General features: G+C 56.2%; 15 protein-coding genes. 6 read left to right on the top strand and 9 right to left on the bottom strand.

Translation table 11 applies throughout. The annotated features are described in order from the left end of the window. The first annotated feature begins 42 nt into the window (after positions 1 to 42). Positions 43 to 819, top strand: a complete 777-nt coding sequence (locus WD071_RS09905) for a class I SAM-dependent methyltransferase (RefSeq protein WP_368048212.1) — start codon at positions 43 to 45, stop codon at positions 817 to 819. Between the two features lie 18 nt (positions 820 to 837). Here WD071_RS09905 and murJ read toward each other — a convergent pair whose 3' ends face one another. Continuing rightward, positions 838 to 2427: a murein biosynthesis integral membrane protein MurJ gene (murJ, locus tag WD071_RS09900; protein WP_368048211.1), complete on the bottom strand. Its 1590-nt coding sequence runs from the start codon at positions 2425 to 2427 to the stop codon at positions 838 to 840. 123 nt (positions 2428 to 2550) lie between these two features. Here murJ and WD071_RS09895 point away from each other — a divergent pair, with 123 nt between their 5' ends. Beyond that, on the top strand, positions 2551 to 3780 hold the full coding sequence (locus tag WD071_RS09895; protein ID WP_368048210.1) for an NRAMP family divalent metal transporter: 1230 nt from the start codon (positions 2551 to 2553) through the stop codon (positions 3778 to 3780). Positions 3781 to 3842: 62 nt separating this feature from the next. Here the strand turns inward: WD071_RS09895 and WD071_RS09890 are convergent, their stop codons facing one another. After that, complete coding sequence (locus WD071_RS09890; protein ID WP_368048208.1) at positions 3843 to 4313, bottom strand: Dps family protein; 471 nt, start codon at positions 4311 to 4313, stop codon at positions 3843 to 3845. A 219-nt stretch (positions 4314 to 4532) separates the two neighbouring features. Here WD071_RS09890 and rpsT point away from each other — a divergent pair, with 219 nt between their 5' ends. Continuing rightward, the gene (gene rpsT, locus WD071_RS09885; protein WP_070118870.1) at positions 4533 to 4799 is read left to right on the top strand and encodes a 30S ribosomal protein S20; all 267 of its coding nucleotides are present in this window, start codon (positions 4533 to 4535) and stop codon (positions 4797 to 4799) included. Positions 4800 to 4901: 102 nt separating this feature from the next. Here the strand turns inward: rpsT and proB are convergent, their stop codons facing one another. The 4 genes from proB to rplU all read right to left on the bottom strand — a co-directional run bounded on the left by proB (position 4902) and on the right by rplU (position 7923). Beyond that, the gene (gene proB / locus WD071_RS09880) at positions 4902 to 6026 is read right to left on the bottom strand and encodes a glutamate 5-kinase (protein ID WP_368048207.1); all 1125 of its coding nucleotides are present in this window, start codon (positions 6024 to 6026) and stop codon (positions 4902 to 4904) included. Beyond that, complete coding sequence (gene cgtA / locus WD071_RS09875; protein WP_368048206.1) at positions 6019 to 7209, bottom strand: Obg family GTPase CgtA; 1191 nt, start codon at positions 7207 to 7209, stop codon at positions 6019 to 6021. The genes proB and cgtA overlap by 8 nt, the downstream gene beginning before the upstream one ends. A gap of 110 nt (positions 7210 to 7319) precedes the next feature. Continuing rightward, the gene (gene rpmA, locus WD071_RS09870; protein WP_368048205.1) at positions 7320 to 7577 is read right to left on the bottom strand and encodes a 50S ribosomal protein L27; all 258 of its coding nucleotides are present in this window, start codon (positions 7575 to 7577) and stop codon (positions 7320 to 7322) included. A gap of 34 nt (positions 7578 to 7611) precedes the next feature. Then, positions 7612 to 7923 carry a 50S ribosomal protein L21 gene (gene rplU / locus WD071_RS09865; protein WP_368048204.1) on the bottom strand — a complete coding sequence of 104 codons (312 nt, stop codon included), beginning with the start codon at positions 7921 to 7923 and terminating at the stop codon, positions 7612 to 7614. 284 nt (positions 7924 to 8207) lie between these two features. On the opposite strand from rplU, the gene WD071_RS09860 reads away from it, so the two are divergent. Together WD071_RS09860 and WD071_RS09855 are read left to right on the top strand one after the other, a co-directional pair. Beyond that, positions 8208 to 9173, top strand: a complete 966-nt coding sequence (locus tag WD071_RS09860) for a polyprenyl synthetase family protein (protein ID WP_368048203.1) — start codon at positions 8208 to 8210, stop codon at positions 9171 to 9173. A 49-nt stretch (positions 9174 to 9222) separates the two neighbouring features. Next, positions 9223 to 11094: an acyl-CoA synthetase gene (locus WD071_RS09855; RefSeq protein WP_368048202.1), complete on the top strand. Its 1872-nt coding sequence runs from the start codon at positions 9223 to 9225 to the stop codon at positions 11092 to 11094. A 55-nt stretch (positions 11095 to 11149) separates the two neighbouring features. On the opposite strand, the gene WD071_RS09850 is transcribed toward WD071_RS09855, so the two are convergent. From WD071_RS09850 to WD071_RS09840, 3 genes are all read right to left on the bottom strand, one after another. Further along, complete coding sequence (locus tag WD071_RS09850) at positions 11150 to 12337, bottom strand: tetratricopeptide repeat protein (RefSeq protein ID WP_368048201.1); 1188 nt, start codon at positions 12335 to 12337, stop codon at positions 11150 to 11152. Between the two features lie 172 nt (positions 12338 to 12509). Next, the gene (locus WD071_RS09845) at positions 12510 to 14174 is read right to left on the bottom strand and encodes an electron transfer flavoprotein-ubiquinone oxidoreductase (RefSeq protein ID WP_368048200.1); all 1665 of its coding nucleotides are present in this window, start codon (positions 14172 to 14174) and stop codon (positions 12510 to 12512) included. Between the two features lie 107 nt (positions 14175 to 14281). Beyond that, positions 14282 to 15196, bottom strand: coding sequence for a TIGR01777 family oxidoreductase (locus WD071_RS09840; RefSeq protein WP_368048199.1), 915 nt, complete (start codon positions 15194 to 15196; stop codon positions 14282 to 14284). A gap of 179 nt (positions 15197 to 15375) precedes the next feature. Here WD071_RS09840 and WD071_RS09835 point away from each other — a divergent pair, with 179 nt between their 5' ends. After that, on the top strand, positions 15376 to 17535 hold the full coding sequence (locus WD071_RS09835) for a TonB-dependent receptor plug domain-containing protein (RefSeq protein WP_368048198.1): 2160 nt from the start codon (positions 15376 to 15378) through the stop codon (positions 17533 to 17535). The last annotated feature ends 2 nt before the right edge of the window (positions 17536 to 17537 follow it).

Here is a 17537-nt window from a genome sequence, read left to right as displayed (position 1 = left end):
TGACCCGGGACAACCGCCGGATATTCACCCAGGAGACTTAACATGAACAAACGTATCGGTTTCAAAGCAGGAGGCGCACTGGCACTCAGCCTGACATTGGGCCTGGGATTCACAGCACCCGCGGCATGGGCGCAGACTGACGACTTCGACAGTACCCGCAACAAGATCGAAATGGCCATGCAGGGTGCCACACGTACCCCGGCGGAAATCGCCCGTGATGATATCGAACGCAGGCCTGTCGAAACGCTCGAATTCTTCGGTTTGCGCGATGACATGCAGGTGCTGGAACTGGTCCCGGGTGCTGGCTGGTATACCAAGATCCTGGCGCCGACGCTGCGTGGCAGCGGCAAACTCTATGTTGCCATTGGCACCGACACAGTAGCGGAACGGGTACTCAACGAGCCCGGTTTCGATGAAGTGGAAGTCCTTAATCTGCCTGACGGAATGACGTTACGTGAGCTGGCGCCTTTTGAGTTTGAGGTGGAAGATCTGGACATGGTGCTGACCTTCCGCAACCTGCATAACATGAATGCAGAGAGCCGGGCGCATCTTAACGATGCCATATTCAACAGCCTGCGCTCCGGCGGCCTGTACGGCGTCAAAGATCATACCCGCCGTCATCTGGAGCCGGACAACCGCGAAAACGGCCGACGCCTTGATCCGGTGCTGGTGATCAAGGAGATCCAGGATGCCGGCTTTGAACTGGTCGATTTCAGTGACCTGCACGCCAGCGTAGCGGATGACCTGACACTTGAAGTCGGCCACGAATCCGTAACCGGGCGCACCGACCGCTTTACCCTGCTATTCCGCAAACCCTGATCCGTGCCCTGATACAGCTCAGGCCTGTCGACGAAAGTCGGCAGGCCGCATGCCCGTTACCCACAGCGTCAGCAGGTACAGGGCCATGCCACCAAAGCACAGCAGGGCCATTTGCTGGATCCGCTGCCAGATATCCCATGCCAGCCATAGCCTCCAGTCGCCGACGATGTAAAGCAGAAACAGGCACATGACGACATTGGCAGCAACCAGGCGTAACGCAAACACCAGCCAGCCGGGCTGAAAATCAAACACGCCTTCCCGGCGCAGGCCCATGAACAGCAGTCCCGCATTCAGATAGGCGGCCAGCGATGTCGCCAGCGCCAGGCCGGTATGGGCCATATCCAGCACAAACACCAACAGGATGTTCATGACCATATTCGCCACCATGGCAATGATGCCAATGCGCACCGGTGTTTTGGTATCGTGCCGTGAATAAAATCCCGGCGCAAAAATCTTGATACTCATGAAAGCCAGCAAACCCAGGGAATACGCCTGCAGGCTGTAAGTCACCATGACCACATCGTTGGCAGTAAAATTGTCGTTCTGGAACAAGGTGATGATCATGGGCTGCGCCAGCAGCACCAGCGCCAGACTGGCTGGCACCGCGATCAACAGAATCAGACGCAGTGCCCAGTCCAATAGCGCCGCAAACTCTTCCCTGGAGCGCTCGGCATGGCGGCGCGACAAACTGGGCAGCACCACAGTAGCGACCGCTACCGCAAAGATGCCCAGCGGCAAATCCATCAGCCGTTCGGAAAAGTAAAGCCAGGACACGCTGCCTGCAACCAGCAGAGAGGCAATAAAGGTGTCCAGCAACAAATTGATCTGACTGACGGAAACGCCAAACAGGGCCGGTATCATCAGTTTGATGATACGACCCACACCTTCGTGCTGTTTCACCAGACGTGGTCTGGGCATCAACTGCAATCGCACCAGAAACGGTAACTGAAACAACAATTGGGCAACCCCGGCGATCAGCACGCCCCAGGCCAGCGCAATCTCCGGTTGCGCAAAATACGGGCTGAGCAATAAGGCAGAAGCAATCAAAGACAGATTCAGCAGCGCCGGTGTCAGTGCCGGCACCGCAAACCGGTCATAACTGTTGAGTATGGAGCCCGCGAAGGCAGTCAGTGAGATCAGCAGCAGGTACGGAAATGTAATGCGCAACATGTCGACAAAAAGCGCAAATTTGACCGGATCGGCGGTAAAACCGTAGGCAACGGGAATCGCAATCCAGGGCGCTGCCAGCACCACCACTGCCGTAATAAGCAACAATACCGAACCCAGATACCCTGCCACTGCATTAACCAGTTCCTGCACCTGAGCCAGACTGCGCGTGCTGCGATACTCCGACAGCACCGGCACAAATGCCTGGTTAAAGGCGCCTTCGGCAAACAGGCGGCGCAAAAAATTGGGTATCTTGAAGGCAAGAAAAAATGCATCGGCGCCATCGCCCGGGCCGAAGACACGCGCCAGTACCACATCCCTGACCAGGCCAAGAATACGGGAAACAAAGGTCATGCTGCCAGTAACCGCGCTGGAGCGCAGCAGCCCGCGGCGCAGTTTCGGGGGTTCGGATCCCTGATTGTCAGTTGTTTGCCTGGTCAAAGTCTGCTCTCAAATCCCGGGGTCTGTACCGGTGGCCTGCATTCCATTATGCTGCGCAGGGCGTATTATCGCACCATCATGGAAAAATACGATATCAGAAGACGGGTTAATAAAAAAAATACTATGGAAAAATCAAGACTTATAGAGCGCTGGAAAGCGACAGGCCCCGGCCTGGTGATGGCGGCCGCCGCCGTTGGCGCCTCTCACCTGGTCGCCTCCACCCAGGCTGGCGCCCTGTTCGGCTGGCAACTGTTATGGTTGATTGTACTGGTCAATGTGCTGAAATATCCGTTCTTCCGCTTTGGCGTGCAGTACACGCTGTGGCACAACAAAAGTCTGGTGGAAGGTTATCAGGACAAGGGCCGGGGCTGGCTGATCGCGTTCACCGCACTGAACCTGATTGCGGCGGTGGTCAATACCGCCGGCGTGCTGTTGCTGACGGCCAGTCTGTTGCAGTATTTCATCCCCGGCAATCTGTCGCTGACCCTGCTCTGCCTGCTTCTGCTGGCAGTCTGCCTGCTGATCCTGCTGGCCGGGCATTACCGTGTGCTTGACGGCCTGTCACGGGCGCTGATGCTGGTACTGACCATCTGCACGTTGATCGCCGTGGCCATTGCCTGGCAGAACGGCCCGATGGCGCCAGCCGACTACGTCAGTCCTTCGCCCTGGCAACTGTCCGCACTGGCCTTTATCGTCGCCACCATGGGCTGGATGCCCGTGCCCATCGAGTTGTCAGCCATCAGTTCCATGTGGCTTCGCTCCAAACAGAAGCTGACCCGCGTGTCCCTGCCTGACGGACTGTTTGATTTCAATCTGGGTTACGCCGTCGCCGTTGTGCTGGCAGTGGTCTTCGTCGCGCTGGGTGCTTTGCTGCAGCATGGCACGGAGCAGGAAATAGCCATGGCCGGGGCTGCCTTTGCGCAACAGCTGGTTGCCATGTATTCCGCTACCATAGGCGAGTGGGCGCGCCTGTTCATCGCCTTTATTGCTTTCATGTGCATGTTTGGCACCACATTGGCAGTGCTGGACGGTTATGCCCGCACCCTGGATGAGTCCTTCCATCTTCTGTTGGGCAGAGGCAAAGAGCGTCGCAACCGGACCCTGACGGCCTGGATTATTGCACAGGCCGTCACGGGCATGGCGGTTATTCTGTTCTTCCAGAGTGCGCTGAGCCCGATGCTGACCTTCGCCATGACGCTGGCGTTCCTGACCACACCGTTCTTTGCCTGGCTCAACTTCAGCCTGGTGCGGGGGAAAGGCATTTCTGCCGGGATGACAGTGTGGGCATGGGTGGGAATGGTCTACCTGACCGCCTTTAGCCTGGTCTTCCTGGTGTGGTACCTTTTTACCTGAAGACCTGAAGACCTGTTGCCGGCTCCCGACAGCCAGCTCTGTCGGGAGTTCGCCGGTGGACATTACTTGTTGATGGCGCGCAGCATCCAGGCGGTTTTTTCGTGGATGCGCATACGATCCGAGGCCATTGCGGCAGTGGATTCATCATCGGCTTCGTTGGCCAGTTTCAGGACATCGCGACAGGTTTTCACCACCTGTTCGTGACCATGGGTGAGGAGGTCCACCATTTTCTTGGCATCCGGCACGCCGTCCACTTCGTTGATCGAACTCAGGCGGGCAAATTCTTTGTAAGTGCCCGGCGCCGGCACATCCAGCGTGCGAATGCGCTCTGCGATATCGTCCACTGCCACCGCCAGCTCTGTGTAGTGCTCTTCGAACATCAAGTGCAGCTCACGGAATCGGGGGCCTTCCACGTTCCAGTGAAAATTGTGGGTCTGCAGGTAGAGCGTGTACGAGTCTGCCAGCAGGCGCTTGAGGCCTTCAGCGACTTCGGCACGATCTGACTGCTTGATTCCGATATCAATCTTGGTCATGGTTCAATACTCCTTTGGTTTCACCAATGATAGCCATACAGCTTAACATACGTCCGGAGTTACGACAGGGGGACAATCATGGATTGCCATGACGGGTTTCGAAACGGCGCAACTTGTGTCATAGTATTGATAACAGAGTCTTGACATGGGGCGCGAATATCGGCATAGTACTGCGTCTTGAATTTCGCCACACGTTGACAGTATCGTAAGGAGCATCAGTTGGCCAACACCGTACAAGCCCGTAAGCGCGCACGTCAGAATGAAGTCGCTCGCCGCCACAACGCCAGTTTCCGTTCCATGGTTCGCACCTACATTAAAAAAGTAGTGACCGCGGTCCAGGAAGGTAACTATGACAACGCCACAGCTGCTTATAACCGTGCAGTTCCGGTCATCGACCGTATGGCAGACAAAGGCATTATTCACAAGAATAAAGCCGCTCGTCACAAAAGCCGTCTGAATGCTGCCATTCTGGCACTGAAAGCGTAAACCTAAAAAAAGCTGCCTTAAAACAGCTTTAAAAAAAGCCGGTCACAACCGGCTTTTTTTGTGCCTGAATTTCAGGCTCTGCGGACAATCAAAAACCGCAGTTTACTCGGTCAGTACCAGATTGTCGCGGTGGATCATTTCAACGTCACCGACGTATCCCAGCACAGTTTCTATCTGTCGACTCGACTGCCGCAGTATCTGCGCCGCCTCACGGCTGTCATAGTTGACCAGACCCCGGGCAATCTCCTGTCCGGTTTCATCAACACAAACCACCATCTCGCCACGATCGAACTGGCCGTTGACTGCAGTCACCCCAACCGGCAACAGACTGCGGCCTGATTCACGCAAAACCCTGACCGCGCCAGCATCGATCACCAGCTGGCCTTTTGCCTTCAGGTGGCCGGCAAGCCATTGCTTGCGCGCCGCCATGGGCTGCTTGTCGGGTAACAGCCGGGTACCAATGGATTCGCCCTGCGCCAGCCTGGTCAGGACATCAGGCTCCCTGCCGCTGGCAATGATTGTGCGCGCGCCCGAGCGGGCCGCCAGTCGAGCGGCGGTGATCTTGGTGATCATGCCACCACGACCGAGACTGCCGCCACCCCCCGCCATTGCCAACAACCGATTGTCCTCGGCCATCGCTTCGGCAATCAATGGCGCATCGGCCTGTGTGCGCGGATCGGCTTCATGCAGACCCTTCTGATCTGTCAGAATGACCAGGGTATCTGCTCCCAGCAGGTTAGCCACCAGGGCACCAAGCGTATCGTTGTCACCAAAACACAATTCTGCCGTGGCCACCGTGTCATTTTCATTGATCACCGGCACCACACGCATATCCACCAGCCCAGCCAGGGTGCTGCGCGCGTTGAGATAACGACGGCGGTTAGACAGATCATCGTGCGTCAGCAGCACCTGGGCAGTGTGCACACCATACTGCTGGAAGCAGCTCTCATAGGCCTGAATCAGGCCCATCTGGCCAACGGCGGCAGCTGCCTGCTGCAGATGGATTTCCCTGGGGCGTTTTTTCAGGCCCAGGCGTTTGACACCCTCAGCGACCGCCCCGGACGACACCAGGACAACCTCGATACCGCCCTGCTGCAGGCTGACGAGTTGGCGCACCCAGTTCTCTATCGCCACACGATCGAGCCCGCTGCCATTGTTGGTAATCAGCGAGCTGCCAATTTTTACGACCCAGCGCCGCGCGCCGGTGCCGTCTTTCTGTTTATTCATAAACGACAGTCACACCATCTTCATCGTCATCATCAAAATCGTCGAAGTCGTCGTCACTGGCATCGGCTGCGCGGTGTTTGCGCGTTTTTTCAATACTGCGGCGAATTTCGAACTCCATCTGCTGGTCGCGCGCGCGCTCAACCTCACGATAATCTTCGTCACTGGCCAACAGGCGTCGATGTTCTTCAACCGATCGCATGATGTCGTGACACAACTGCTTGCAGCCTTCACCGTTGATCGCGGCAATATGGTAAACAGGAATGTCCCAGCCCAGTTCGTCAACAAACCGCTGGCGCAGCTGTGCCAGGGTTTCAGCATCCGCCATATCAGTTTTGTTAAGTACCAGCCAGCGCTCTTTTTGCGCCAGCGTGGCACTGAAACCGGCCAGTTCATCTACGATGCCTTTTGCGTGGGCAACAGGATCGGATTCATCCAGCGGCACCGCATCAACCACGTGCAGTAACAAGCGTGTGCGCGAGAGATGTTTGAGAAAGCGGAAACCCAGACCTGCACCTTCAGAGGCACCTTCAATAACGCCCGGGATATCGGCCATCACAAAGCTGCGTTCCATCTCGATACGCACCACGCCCAGACCGGGCACCAGCGTGGTGAATGGGTAATCGGCCACCTTGGGGCGGGCCGCAGACACTGCACGCAACAGGGTGGATTTGCCCGCATTGGGCAACCCCAGCAGGCCGACATCGGCAATGACCTTAAGCTGCAACTGCAGGGTTCGGACTTCGCCGTCGGTGCCCTTTGTATGCTTGGTTGGCGAGCGGTTGGTGCTGGACTTGAATCGGGTATTGCCAAGGCCATGGAAACCGCCCTTGGCAACGATAACCGTCTGGCCATCCTCGGCGATGTCAGCAATCAGCTCTTCTGTATACTTGTCGACAATACTGGTGCCGACCGGCACCCGCACCAACAGATCGTCACCGGCACGGCCGGTGCAATTGGCTCCCATGCCACCTTGACCAGCCTGTGCGATATAACGCCGCTGAAAACGAAAGTCGACCAGCGTATTCAGGTTGTTGTCGCCCACCAGGTAGACACTACCGCCGTCACCGCCGTCGCCGCCATCGGGCCCGCCTTTAGGAATAAATTTTTCCCGACGAAAACTCAGACAGCCGTTACCGCCCCTGCCTGCTTCGACTGTGATTTCAGCCTCGTCTACAAACTTCACTTTGCTTACCACCCATACAAAAAAGCCCCGTCAACTGACAGGGCTTTACTGATCACATTACCGCTGTTGCTTGCCGGTTACAGAAGCCGGCCGCGCAAGGTATCAGACCCTCAGGCCTCTACAATGCTGACAAACTTGCGGTTCTTTGCACCTTTTACTTCAAAAAGTACGCGACCGTGCGCTTTCGCAAACAGCGTGTGGTCTTTACCAATACCGACATTGGTGCCGGGATGGAAACGTGTACCACGCTGACGAACAATGATGTTACCGGCCAGTACCTGCTCGCCGCCGAATCGTTTTACACCCAGTCGTTTGGATATCGAATCGCGACCGTTACTGGTGCTACCGCCTGCTTTTTTATGTGCCATGATCTACTCCCGGACTGTCTTAGCCCTTGAAAACTTAGCCGTTGATGCCCGTGATACGAACTTCCGTGAACCACTGACGGTGGCCCTGACGCTTACGGTAGTGCTTACGACGGTTGAATTTGATGATTGTCACCTTGGGCGCGCGGCCCTGGGCAATCACTTCAGCGGTCACGGTGCTGCCGTCAACGTAAGGCGCGCCGATCTTGACGGACTCGCCTTCACCTACCATCAGCACTTTGTCAAAGTTGATCTTCTCGCCAGTCGGAACTTCGATCTTTTCCAACTTCAAGGTTTCGCCTTCAACAACCCGGTGCTGCTTGCCACCACTTTCGATAACCGCGTACATATGAAACTCCAGTATTTGGGAACTCTGGCCTGCTTCCCTGACAACTGCGCGGGACCGCAAACCTGTAGCGCCGCGGCCATGGCCGTTGCGCTCTAATCTATAAGGGCGGGCATTTTACGAGAAGCAGGGGCTTGTGGCAAGCATTTCTCACTGATTTATGCAGTGAATGTGGCACGACGGCAAGCCATTATCTGTGTCGCTTGACAGCTTCGAGCTTCACCCCTAGCATTGCCGGCGCACTCCCTGTCCAGCGCACCCTACAGATAGACGGTATATTATAGCCCATGCACAATACGATCCGCGCCGTTGTTGCGACCGATTTTGAGGCCGTCAACGAGTTTATTGTCGACCAGCTGCATTCTAATGTCGACCTGGTCGAGAATATCGGCCACTACATCATTAATGCAGGCGGCAAGCGCATGCGTCCTATACTGGTGCTGCTCAGCGCCCGCTGCTGCGGCGCTACCGGCGACGATGCCGTCAAGCTGGCCGCCGTCATCGAGTTTATTCATACCGCAACGTTGTTGCATGACGATGTGGTGGACATGTCGTCCATGCGCCGTGGGCGCCCTACCGCCAATGAACAATGGAACAATCCCTCCAGCGTGCTGGTAGGCGATTTCATCTACTCACGCGCATTTCAGGTCATGGTCAGAATTGGCAATATGGAGGTCATGCAGGTCATGGCCGACACGACCAATGTCATTGCCGAAGGTGAGGTTCTGCAATTACTGAACAAACACCGCACGGACACCAGCGAAGCCGACTACATGCGCGTCATCCGCGACAAAACTGCGGTGCTGTTTGAGGCCGCTGCGTACTGCGGCGCCATCGTGGCTGGCGCAAATAGCGAGACCCGGCAAGCGCTGAAGGCAGCAGGCATGCATCTGGGCATGGCCTTCCAGCTGGTGGACGATGTGCTGGACTATGACGGCGACGTCTCCGCCATGGGCAAAAACATTGGCGATGACCTCGCCGAGGGCAAACCGACCCTGCCGTTGATCCACGCCTTGCAGCACAGCAGCGGCGCTGATAAAGCGCTACTGCAACAAAGCATTGTTGACGGCGGCCAGGAAAACCTTGACCAGGTCATTCGTATCATTCGCAGCACGGGCGCCCTGGATTATACCCGTCAGAAGGCTCATGAACAGGCCGACCTGGCGCGCGCCCGGATAAGATCACTGCCTGACTCCAGCTTCCGCGAAGGCTTGTTGCAGATGTGCGAAATGGCTGTCGCGCGGGTTAGCTGATCATGTTATAACTCGGTGCACAAAAACAGCAGAGGAGAGGCACCGAATAATGAACAGACCCATACTCGACACAATGCCGGACATCGAGGCCTTCGAAAAAAAACCGCTGCCAGAACAATTCCCTGCACAAACTGCGTTTGAACTGATTGAGCAGAGCGCCGAGCGCTACGGTGACGATCCGGCCCTGGATTTTCTGCTCACCGGGCGCCGCGACGAAATCCCCCAGACCCTGAGTTTTAATGACCTGGCCAGCGTGACCCGGCAAACCGCGAATTTGCTGAGTAGTCTGGGCCTGCAAGGCAATGAAGCCGTTTCCATTCTGTTACCCATACTGCCACAGTCTCACCCGTTGATTCTGGGCAGTCAGGTTGCCGGCATCGCCAACCCGATTAACCCGCTACTGGAACCCGGCCATATCTCCGAAATCATCCAGGCTGCCGATGCGCGCATCATTGCCTGCCTGGCACCGTCTGACCATGTCCAGCTGTGGGAAAAATTACTGCAGATCCTGCTCTCACTGCCAGACATCCATACCATTCTGGTGGTGCACCAGGCCGGGTTGACAGACCCCTGCAGCATGCCGGAAATTGCCGGGCGTGACATAAAACTGGTGGATTACAATGTGGCCGTCGCCGAACAGGACGGCCAGTCACTGACCAGGCCCAGGCAGTTGACGCCTGATACCATTGCCGCCTGCTTCCACACCGGTGGCACGACTGGCAAACCCAAAATAGCCCAGCTGACGCATGGCAACATGGCATACCTGGGTCAGTTGTCACAAGTCATCAACTCGCATCTGGGGCGGCAAACGGCGCTCTGTGGCCTGCCCCTGTTCCACATATTCGGTGTCATCATTCTGGGCATTGGCGCCTTCGCTGCCGGCAACCGTATTGTGTTGCTCACCCCGGCCGGTTTCCGCAACCCGGAAGTCATCAAGAACCTCTGGCACCATGTTGCCCGCTTTCGGGCCAACAGTTTTGCGGCCGTGCCCACAGTACTGACAGCACTGGCACAGGTGCCGGTGGGTGATGAAGATATCAGCAGCCTTGAGCGCATCAATTCAGGTGCCGCACCCTTGTCACCTGCTTTTGAGCAACGTTTTGAAGATAAGTATCAGCTCTCCGTCACCAACGGCTACGGCATGACCGAAACCACCTCGTTGATTACCCGCCCGCCTGAGGTGCAACCGCCGGGCAGCGTGGGCCTGCGCCTGCCTTATTCGCGGGTCCGGGTCGTCCAGCTCAACGGTACGGCTGTCAGCAAAGATTGTGCAACCGGCGAGAGCGGTGTTGTCCTGGTCAAGGGACCACAGGTATTTGCCGGTTACAAAGCCGAATCTGACAATGCTCAAGCCTGGATAGAGAAGACGTGGTTCAATACCGGCGATCTTGGTTATCTGGATGATGACGGTTTCCTGTATCTGACCGGACGCGCCAAAGATCTTATTATCCGCGGTGGTCACAATATTGACCCGGAGATGATAGAGGAACCACTGAACCAGCATCCGGACGTGATCAGTGCGACCGCCGTGGGCATGCCGGACCCGTATGCGGGAGAATTGCCAATGGCTTTTGTGGTGACACGGCCCGGCAGCACGACCAGTGCACAGGAGCTGCTAAACTATTGCGAAAGCAATGTGACAGAACGCGCGGCAGTGCCCAAACGGATAGAAATCATTGATGCCATGCCGATGACGGCCGTTGGCAAGATCTTTCGCCCCGCCCTGCGGCAGCAAATCAGTGCGGCGGTGCTTCAGGAGCACCTGGAGCGGGAGCACATCAATGCCATGGTAGAAACGAAAATTGACAGTAAAAAGGGTATGACAGCAAGCGTGGTTTTGCAGGACGCTGCCCGGAAGGAAGAGACTGAAGCACTGTTGAGCCCTTACAACATAAACATCACAGTGAGTGTTGCGAGCTAAAGACAGCGCAAAATCAAATCAGCATTCTATATAACGCCTCAATCTGCAAAAGGCACTATTCTATAAAGCGAACGCTGAAGCCTGCACTGCTCGCTCGCAGTATGGAACGATTATCCACCCTTCTGACCCGGGCCTGGCTGGCCCGGTAGGTCTGATCACCCAGTTCCCGCAGGGCGACAGCCAATTCGGTTGCTTCCCGGTACCGCGCCTCCTGCCCCCGTTCCCGGTAAGTCAGACCCAGGGCCAGATAAAAATCGGGCTCCAGGCGGTTTCGCTGTATGGCACGCTGGTAGTGTTTTTCCGCCTGATCGTAATCCTCTTCACTGAAAGCGATGTTGCCCTGCACATAATGGTAATAGGGATTACGATTATTGTAGCCCTGCACTGCGCGGCGATAGCGCGCAGCCTCGGCCTCATTGCCCCGCACAGAATAGAACCGGGCAAGATTATTAACTGCCGTCGGGTAATTTTTATCCAGCCAGGCCGCCTTCATATAGCTGTATTCGGCCAGTTCATCATCGCCCGCGGTGTTCCAGGTACTGCCCATGTTATTCCAGGCAATTGCCAGATCGGGGTCGGTTGCCAACGCGTAACGAAACCAGGTCAGCGCCTCGTCAATGCGCCCGTTTACCAGATGACTAACAGCGATATTGTTGAAATAAAGCGCCAGCGCCTGCTCATCGCTGATGACCTCGGCCGTTTGCTGTTGTAACTGGACATTGGGCGTGAAATCGACAATGTACTGACTGCTGCCGCCAAGGCTACCCAGTGCATTGATATGTTCACTGAGCACCAGTAACTCGCCGCGCCGGTCCCATTGCGGCCTGATCTGTGCGGTCTGATACTGCACCTGTAGCCCGTGATGCCGGGCCATGGCGATATAAAGATTGACCAGTGACAGGCAATTTGCCCGGCGCTGCGCGAACGCTTCCGATGCCGTCAGGTTCGCCGAATCGTCATACTTTACATCGAGAAATTGCGGAGAAAATAACAGCTCCTGTAATCGCGCGACCAGATCCCAGCCTTGCAACCCGGGGTCAATATGCTGTGCCATGAAGCTGGCCATAGCGTCATCAACAGCCAGCAGATCGATAACTGGCGTTGCAACAGGCTCGCCTCCCAGTGCTCGCTGCTCCATGTCAGCGTCGGGTGCAAAACCCGGGTTGAGACTGAGCAACTGACACGCCGACAACATCACCAGCGCAACGCCAGCGACGATGCCACGACATAATGTTCGTAACACACAATTTTGCACTGACTTTTCCTACTCCCCTGCTCCCCTGCGCCCCGTTGTAAATTCTGTATTGTGGGTTACAAGACCGTGATTGCGAGCGGAATATTCCGGTACAAAACTCCTATGCCTGACAGCACCTGTTGGCTGTCAGGCGTCCGTGCGCCTTACATATTGGGGTGCCTTACATATTTGGGTAGCTGGGACCGCCGCTGCCTTCCGGCACCACCCACTGGATATTCTGTGACGGATCCTTGATGTCACAGGTTTTGCAATGGACACAGTTCTGCGCATTGATCTGGAAGCGCTTGCCGCCCTGACCATCGTCCAGCACCTCATAGACACCCGCCGGACAGTAACGCTGCGCCGGTTCATCATATATGGGCAGGTTGTGCTTTATCGGCACTTCCGGATCAATCAACTGCAGATGGCAGGGCTGATCTTCCACATGATTGGTGTTGGACAGGAACACCGATGACAATTTATCGAAGGTGATTTTTCCATCCGGCTTCGGATAGTCGATTTTGGGACACTCGGACGCCGGTTTGAGCTGCGCATAATCATGGGATTTGTCGTTGAAGGTCAGCGGGAAACGACCGGCAAAAATATTGTGCTCGATAAAACTCAGGCTGCTGCCAACCCAGAAACCAAACTTGTGAAATCCGGCGCTGAAATTACGGGTTTTGTGCAGCTCGTCATACAGTGAAGAGGACTTCACGCGTGCACCGTACTCCGTCAGATCATTACCCGGTTTCACTGCGTCTTGCTGCAATGATTCAAACAGCGACTCGGCCGCCAGCATGCCCGAGCGCATGGCCGTGTGGCTGCCCTTGATTTTGGCAGCGTTCAGCGTGCCGGCATCGCAACCGATCAGCAGGCCACCGGGGAAGCTCATCTTGGGCAAAGAGTTGAGGCCGCCCTTGTTTAATGCACGCGCGCCGTAGCTCAGTCGCTTGCCACCCTCAAGATACTGGCGGATAACCGGGTGCTGCTTGAATTTCTGGAATTCGTCGAAGGGGCTGATATGCGGGTTCTTGTATCCCAGGTCAACAATCAAGCCCAGATAGACCTGATTGTTTTCGGCGTGGTACAGAAAACCGCCGCTGGAACCGGCATAGCTGGCGCCGATCATGGGATAACCGGCAGTGTGCACAACAAGCCCTTCCTTGTGCAGTTCCGCGGGTATTTCCCAGACTTCTTTCAGGCCGATACCATAGTGCTGCGGATCGCTGTCTTTATCCAGTTCGAAGCGGGCGATCAACTCCTTGCCCAGATGTCCGCGACAGCCCTCTGCCAGAATGGTGTATTTGGCGTGGAACTCAAATCCGGGCTCGTAGGCGTCTTTTTTCTCACCCTTGGCATCTACGCCCATATCACCTGTCGCCACACCTTTCACGGTGCCGTCGTCATGATAGAGAATTTCAGCAGCCGCAAAACCGGGGAAGACTTCTGCGCCCAGCTCCATCGCCTGCTCTGCCAGCCAGCGACACAGATTGCCCAGAGAAATAATATAGTTGCCATGATTGCGCATGGGCTTTGGTACCAGTAAATCGGGGAAGCGAATGGACTTCTTTTCACCGGGCAGGTAATAAATATCATCACCGGTCACCGCTGTATGCAAAGGTGCGCCCTTCTCTTTCCAGTCCGGAAACAGCTCATTCAACGCCGACGGCTCGAAGACGGCGCCGGACAGAATGTGCGCGCCAACTTCCGAACCTTTTTCAAGCACGCAGACGGAAATCTCTTTTTCTGCTTCCTTGGCCAGTTGTAACAAACGGCAGGCAGTCGCCAGGCCAGCTGGTCCGGCCCCAACGATAACGACATCGACTTCCATTGACTCGCGTTGCATAGTCTGGTTTCCCCCTCACGTGCTTATGCGAAATGCTGTGTTGACCATGAGCCACCGCTGACGGACGACAACAGTAGCGTACCCGCTGAGCGGGCTCGGTATTATCCTTAATTCGATCCGGAATCGCAAAGGCAGGCTGATAATGCCGGGCGCAGATCCGGGTACCGGAACTCAAACCCCGCCGCCTGCAATCGGGCAGGTATGACATTCTGGCCGTGCAACAACAAGCGATCACCCATTTCTCCGAACATCAATTGCACGACCGGCGCTGGCAGCGGCAGGAACGCCGGCCTTTTCACTACCGCGGCTAACTCACGAGTAAACTCCCGGTTGGTCACGGCAGCGGGGGCGGTCAGATTGAATACCCCCGACTCAGTGTCTTTGGCCAGCAAAAACTGAATCGCCGCAATAACGTCAGCCCGGTGTATCCATGACAGCATCTGCTCACCATCACCAATACGCCCCCCCAACCCCAGGCGGAACATCGGCAGCAACTTGCCCAGCATACCGCCGCCGGACCCGAGGACAACACCCAGCCTCAGAACACACACCCTGATATGGAGCACCTCGGCCTTGCGTGCCTCTTCCTCCCAGCGCCGACAGAGCTGATGGCTGAACTCATCATGCACCGGCGAGGTCTCGGTCAACGGTTCGGGCCCGTGAGCACCGTAAAAACCCACTGCAGAAGCACTCAGGAACACTGCCGGAGGTTGTTGAAGGCGCTGAAAGAGCTGTACCAGCGCCGTTGTGGTTTGCAGGCGACTGTTTAGCAACAGCCGCTTGCGGGCCCGCGTCCAGCGTTTATCGGCGATTCCGGCACCGGCCAGATTGATGACGGCGTCAAAATGCCTGTCGTGTTCAATCTCGTCCAGGCTGCGCACGAGCTCCGGGGTTGAGCCCAGAAGCAGACGGCCCCTGGCATAGTCACGCACCAGCACCGTCAGCTCGTGTTTCGCGCTCAGCAGCTCCGCTACCAGATGCGTGCCGATAAAACCGGTGCCACCTGTCATCAATATTCGCATCTGATTGATCCTTTTGCGTCATTTTTCGGCCTGAATTATGGCAATCCGCCCCAGGATTCTCACAAATTGTCACAACAGTGAGCGCCATTTTTTTGATAACATTAGAGTTATTCCAAACGTTGACAACCCCATTGCTACTTTACGCAAGCACAAGGACTGAATCCACAATGATTCGCAGCATGCTTATCTCGCCCATTTCGCCGTTTTTTCGTATCGGCGCGCTCGGCCTTATGGCAATCAGCTTAACAAATACCAGCCAACTGGCAAATGCTGACGAAATTGCTCAGGAGTTCGCTGATACGGGCGCTGAAGATTCCACCGTGATTTATCCGGCGTCTTTCTTCCAGCCTTACAACCCGATCTCCGTCAATGACATGATAGACCGGATCCCCGGCGTGAGCATCAGTGATGGCGGTGGTGGCCGCGGCCTGGGTAGCGGCGGTGACCTGCTGATCAATGGCCAACGCCTGGCCGGCAAGAGCAACTCCCCCCGGGACCAGCTGCGACGTATTGCGGCCCGCGAAGTTGAGCGTATCGAAATTATTCGCGGCACCTCCAGTGAACTGGCTGTTCGTGGCTCCGGACAGGTCGTCAATGTTGTATTGCAGGATGCGGACACCCGTGCCAGCACGTCAGTCGAGATCAGCAGTGACCGTCACTCTGACGGCACCTTGCAGCCCGGCGCCTCCATTTCTCACAGTCGGCAAACAGGCAACTTCAGTGCTCTGTTCAATCTGCAGGCAGATCCGCAATACAACCGCGAACAACGCCTGGAAACCAGCTACACCCCCGGGCTGGTGCCAACGGAAATCATGGACGAGAGCAAGACTCGTGACCGCATGGCCTATGAAGCCAGCACCGTAATGGGCTACCGCATGGGCCAGCATCGCATGCAGTTAAACGCACTTTACGGCACCTCGGATCACCCTGTCGACTCCGTCCGTCAATACCGCAACCCGCAAACACCCGATGTTATTGACCATGCCGAGCGCGAACCAATCGACTATGTGAAAAACAATTGGGAGCTTGGCGGTGACTATGAGCTTGAATTCGACGACGGCAGCAATTTGTTGTTCCTGTTTGTCGTCAATGATGAAACCGACAACAATATCCGCGAACGCTTTCAAAACGATGCACCGCAATCATCAGACGCCGAACGCAAGTCGCTGTATATCGAGTCCAATAGCCGAACCCGGGAGCGCATTGCGCAAAGCACCTATAGCTGGTCCTTGTCAGACGTTCAGGACATGCAATTGGGCGCTGAGCGCGCGCAGACCATTCTCGATTCCAGCCTGCTGATCGGCCGGGACGTCGGCACTGCGGCGCCCTCTCCGCAGTTTGGCAACCTTCGTCCTGCGCTGGGCCTGTCCAATCTGGGTTCCAGCGTTGAAGAGATGCGCTACGAAGGATTCGCTGTTCACAACTGGACACTGAATGATCGCATGACACTGGAGAGCAGCCTGGTTTATGAAACGTCGGAAATCAGCCAGAGCGGCGCTTTGAACCAGAGCCGGGATTTCCAGTTCTGGCGCCCGTCCATCGATTACCGCTTCAACATCACCAGCTCACTGCAACTGCGCGCAACTGTGGCGCGGCAGGTTCAGCAGCTGAGCTTCGCCAACTTCTCGGCCACGGCCAATACCAGCGACAATGACAAAGAGGCTGACGCCGGTAACCCGAACCTGGTGCCGACCCAGGAAATACGTTACGAACTCACCATGGAATACCGCCTTCCCAACGATGCTGGCGTCGTCAGTTCCCGGTTTTTCATGCGCGACCTGGAAGACCAGATCGGTCGCATCAATGCCTCCAGCAACCCTGACCAGCCCGTGTCGGCCGCCGGCAATATTGGTGATGCCAAGCGCTGGGGGGTGTATCTGGATGGCAGCACCCGACTCGGTATCCTGGGATTGCCTGATGCCATTCTCTCATCAAGTCTGTATCTGTTTGATTCAGAGGTGACCAACCCGATACTCGGCAGCACTGAGCGCATTAATGGCCGCGGCCGTGCTGAACTGGGCTTCCAGCACGACATAGTCAACTGGAACCTGAACTATGGCTTCGACTACGGGCACCCGCTTAATGGCGGCGAGCGCGATATCGAGGTCAATACCATCGACCAGATCGACAACGGGCCCAGCCTGACCATGTTTGTGTCGACAGTGCTGTTTGATGACGTCACCTTCCGGCTGGAATCCAACAATACGCTGGACGAAAAAACCTGCCGCAACCGCGTCCGTTACAACGGCTCCGCTGCCTCGGGCAATATCAGCGAGATCCAGAACGCATGCTGGGGCAATGGTCAGAAGCTGGCGCTGAAGGTCCGCAAGACCTTCTGATG

The sequence above is a fragment of the Pseudohongiella sp. genome (assembly GCF_040877505.1).
Taxonomy (GTDB): domain Bacteria; phylum Pseudomonadota; class Gammaproteobacteria; order Pseudomonadales; family Pseudohongiellaceae; genus Pseudohongiella.
Note: the sequence above shows the minus strand (reverse complement) of the source record. Positions and strands in the feature narration are given on the sequence as shown.